Here is a 3,099-nt window from a genome sequence, read left to right on the forward strand (position 1 = left end):
GGTTTCCCTGAGACCGCCCCCGCACGACCGAAGTCCCGCTACACTCCCGCCACCCGGCGAAAGACCAGGTCAGACAGCGAAATCCTGCTGGAGTACTAGCACCGGGAGGAGGCCGGGCGAGAGGGCCGTGAAGGCAAGGCCGAGGGCAGACATCGACGCCCCCACGTCCCGTCGGCGGCTCCTGTGCGGGTGCCGGTCGGGGCGGATCGGGGGCCGGTGCGGGTGCGGGTGCGGTTCGGGTCGGGGGCGGTCCGGGTCCGAACGAGTGGACTCACCGGGGGCCGCGGGCGCGGAAAGGACGTGCGGGGGCATCGCGAGGGGCACGTTGGCGTTCCTGATCCTGAACCGGAAGAGGCGCCCCCGACATGCGACGTACCCCCTCCCGCAGACTCTTCGCCGCAGCGCTCCTCGTGGCATCCGTGCTGGCCCCGATGGCCACCGCTCCCGCCACCGCCATGCCCACCGCCGTCCCCGCCGGCACCGGCCACCACGGCGGCGAGGAGTGCCGAGACGGCGGTCTGGGACCCGAGCTGACCGCCCGTCTGGACAAGGCTGTCGAGGAAGCCCGCGTGCAGGCCGGCATCCCCGGCATCGTCGCCGGGGTGTGGATCCCGGGCAAGGGCTGCTACGTCCACGCCACCGGTGTCGCCGACAAGGTCACCGGCAGGCCGATGAGCACGTCCGGCTCCGTGCGGATCGGCAGCGAGACCAAGACCTTCACGGTCACCGCGCTCCTGAAGCTCGTCGACGACGGCAGGATCGGGCTCGACGACCCGATCTCCCGCTACGTCGACGGTGTGCCCGACGGCGACAACATCACCCTGCGCCACCTGGCCGAGATGCGCAGCGGCCTCTTCCCGTACACCTCCGACCCGGACTTCATCCAGGATCTGGAGAACCACCCGAGGCGCCGGTTCACCCCGCACGAGGTGCTCGCGTACGGCTACCGGCACGACAACACCTTCGCGCCGGGGGCCCGGTTCGAGTACTGCAACAGCAACCTCGTCCTGCTCGGCCTCGTGATCGAGAAGGTCAGCGGACACCGTCTCGCCGACGTCATCGACAGGCGGGTGCTGCGCCCGGCGGGGCTGCGGGAGACGCTGTTCCCGCACGGGGCGGAGTTCCCCGAGCCGCATCCGCGCGGATACACCGACCAGACCCCGGACGGCGAGGTCGCCGACTCCACGGACTGGAACCCCAGTTGGGCCTGGGCGGCGGGAGCGATGATCTCGGATCTGCACGACCTGCGCCGCTGGGCGAAGGTCGTCGCCACCGGGGAGCTGCTCAGCCCGGAGACCCAGGCGGAACGGCTCAAGACGCTGCCGACGGGCTACCCCGGTACGAGCTACGGCCTCGGCATCTTCGAGACCAACGGCTGGATCGGGCACAACGGGTCCATCCCGGGCTATGAGACGGTGACCGTCTACCTGCCCTCGCAGAAGGCCACGATGGTGCTCATGCTCAACACGGACATCCAGTCCGGAGGCCAGGAGCCGAGCACGCTGGTCGCCCGGGCGGTGACCGAGGTCGTGACGCCCGAGAACGTGTACGACCGACCGGTCCCCCCGCCACTCAGCGGCTCGGCCCTGTAGCGAGTCGGGCCTGAGGCGACTCGGGCCTGAGGCGGCTCGGCCCTGTAGCAACTCGGGCCTGAGGCGACTCGGGGCTATGACGTCAGGACGCCGTTGAGGAACGGCTCGATCGCCGTCCGCCAGGCGTCCGGGTGGTCGTAGTGGAGGAGATGGCCGGCGTCCGGAATCTCCGCGTACGCCCCGCGCGGGAGGACGCGGACCATCTCCTGGGCCTCGGCGCGGCCCAACTCGCCGTCCAGGCCGCGGACGATCAGCGTCGGGCAGCGGACCTGGGCGAGCGAGTCCCAGTGGGCGTCGTGGACCCAGGTCTCCCGGGAGGTCAGCATCTGGGCGGGGTCGAAGACCGGGTACCAGCCGTCGGGGCGCTCGGTCATCACCTCGGCGAAGAACTCCCCGCGCGCGGGGTTCGGCCGCTCGACCCAGGGGTCCTCCTCACCGAACCACCGCCGCACGCCGTCGAGCGAGGTGAACGGCACCGGCCAGCGGCGGAACCAGTCCTGCCACTCCCGCTGCGAGGCGGCCCCGAGAGCCGAAGCGCGCATGTCGCAGACGACCAGGGCCTGGACGAGGTCGGGGTACTCGGCGGCGAACTGCCAGGCGGTGAGCGCGCCCATGGAGTGGCCGACGAGGGTGACGGGGCCGAGACCGAGCTGCTGGACGGCGGCAGCCGCGTCGGAGACGTACGCCTCGCGGGTGAAGGGGCCCGCGGGCGGCTTGTCGCTGAGGCCGTGACCGCGCTGGTCGAGGGCGACGACGCGATGCCGCCCGGCCAGCCAGCGCGCGGTGGGGGCCCAGTGGGAGGCGCGGCCCATCAGGCCGTGCAGAAGTAAGACTCCGGACCCTGTCGTACGTGCCTGCTCTTCCGTGAACTCCCAGGCCGCCAGGCGTACGCCGTCGGCCCCGGTGACGTCGAGACGTCGCACCATGTTCCCTGGCACCCCCTCTTCCCATCGAGCGTGTCGAGCACCGCCAGACTATCGAACCCATATTCGAAAATGGGGTTCTGCCACGTAACACCCCTCGTTCGAGTGACCGCGCTCAAGGATTGACGAGCGCCGCCGAGGGGAGATCTTCAGCGGGAGGCGGACCGCTCGGGGAAAACGGTCCGAGGGGAATGACCCTGGGAGCTCGGGGCTCCGGGTCAGCACGGGGGAGGACAGGCCCCGGCGCCCATGGGCGCCGGGGCCCTCTGTCTGTCGGCACACCGCCCCGGACGACTCCATCGCACCCACCCCTCCCCGGCCGTACGGCTGCCCCCAGCGTGGCACGCCGAGGGCCACGGGCGTGGCGATTCCGCCGTAAAACGGGCCGCGAAGGCCCCACCGGGCCCGCCACCTGGGCGGGAGCGTGAAGCCGGCCCTTCGGGGACCCCGGAAACGGGGGGGCCCCGCCGGGTCCCGGGGGACCCCCCCGCACCCCCGGGGGACTCCCAGCTCTCTTTTCACCCGACGGGGGGCCCCCCCTTGTCCCCCCCCCGACCCCTCGCCCCTCGTTTATTGGGAGGCCC

Annotated in this window: 2 protein-coding genes; one reads left to right on the plus strand and one right to left on the minus strand. The window is 71.9% G+C overall.

Annotated features, from left to right (window positions below):
- Positions 1 to 365: 365 nt before the first annotated feature.
- Positions 366 to 1,592, plus strand: coding sequence for a serine hydrolase domain-containing protein (locus tag ACFUJR_RS38965; protein WP_383181527.1), 1,227 nt, complete (start codon positions 366 to 368; stop codon positions 1,590 to 1,592).
- A 74-nt stretch (positions 1,593 to 1,666) separates the two neighbouring features.
- Here the strand turns inward: ACFUJR_RS38965 and ACFUJR_RS38970 are convergent, their stop codons facing one another.
- Positions 1,667 to 2,518, minus strand: a complete 852-nt coding sequence (locus ACFUJR_RS38970) for an alpha/beta fold hydrolase (RefSeq protein ID WP_383181530.1) — start codon at positions 2,516 to 2,518, stop codon at positions 1,667 to 1,669.
- Between the last annotated feature and the right edge of the window lie 581 nt (positions 2,519 to 3,099).

Source organism: Streptomyces sp. NPDC057271 (genome assembly GCF_042668715.1).
Taxonomy (GTDB): Bacteria; Actinomycetota; Actinomycetes; order Streptomycetales; family Streptomycetaceae; genus Streptomyces.

What these genes read in the sequence shown, in the direction of transcription:
- ACFUJR_RS38965 (WP_383181527.1), top strand. Translation starts at nt 366, where the DNA reads ATGCGACGTACCCCCTCCCGCAGACTCTTCGCCGCAGCGCTCCTCGTG.
- ACFUJR_RS38970 (WP_383181530.1), bottom strand. Translation starts at nt 2,518, where the DNA reads ATGGTGCGACGTCTCGACGTCACCGGGGCCGACGGCGTACGCCTGGCG.